Annotated in this window: 1 pseudogene; it reads left to right on the forward strand. The window is 73.3% G+C overall.

Features of this window, described 5'->3' with window-relative positions:
• A pseudogene (locus ASG87_RS08880) lies at positions 1–1027 on the forward strand (cell surface protein); the annotation flags it as partial.

Below are 1027 nucleotides of genomic sequence, written 5' to 3' on the forward strand. Positions count from 1 at the left end.
CGCCGGTGCGCTCGGCGTGGGCGCCTCGGCGTTCGGCAGCGGCGCGGTAGGCGCGGCGGACTACGCCACGGCGGCCGGCTACGGCGCGGTGGCCTCGGGCATCAACAGCGCGGCGTTCGGCGCGGCGGCGGAAGCCTCCGGCGCCGGCAGCGTGGCGGTGGGCGGCAACGCGGTGGACGAGGACGGCGACCCGATCATCACCGACACGAACGGCAACCCGATCACCACCGGCGCGACCAGCGCCGGCCTCGGCGGCACCGCGATCGGCGCCAGCGCGAACGCGGGCGGCTTCGCTTCGACCGCGCTGGGCCTGGGCGCCTACGCAAGCGGCGCGCAGTCGCTGGCGCTGGGTGCGGTCGCCAATGCGGTGGGCGACTACTCGCTGGCGGTGGGCACGCAGAGCGCGGCCATCGGCAATGGCAGCGTGGCGGTCGGCGGCTCGGCCGAACTGATCCCGGGCTCGGGCTTCTACGTGGATACGGTCGCCAATGGCGAGCAAGCTACGGCACTCGGTGCCGGCGCGATCGCTACCGCCGACCTGTCCACCGCGGTCGGCGCGATATCCGCCGCCGAAGGCATCGGCAGCACGGCAGTCGGCTACTTCGCCTACGCGCCGGGCGACAATGCCACGGCGCTCGGCATCAACAGCTGGGCCTCGGGCGAAAGCAGCGTCGCGATCGGCGACTCCAGCACGGCGTTCAACGCGAACAGCGTGGCCCTGGGCGACCATTCCTTCACGGACCGCGACAACAGCGTTGCGGTGGGCGACACCGCCAACGGCCTGACCCGCCAGATCACCGGCGTCGCCGACGGTACGGAAGACACCGACGCGGCCACGGTGGGCCAGGTCAAGCAGGCGACCAGCAACAGCCGCTTCTTCCAGGCCGACGGCGCGACCGACGGCAGCGAGGACGCATCGGCGACGGGCGTGCACAGCGTGGCGTCGGGTGCGGGCAGTGCGGCGAGCGGCGAGTCGTCGACCGCGGTGGGCGGGATCTACACGGACAGCGACGGCACGAGCTATTCG

Source organism: Frateuria sp. Soil773 (assembly GCF_001428405.1).
Lineage (GTDB): Bacteria > Pseudomonadota > Gammaproteobacteria > Xanthomonadales > Rhodanobacteraceae > LMSL01.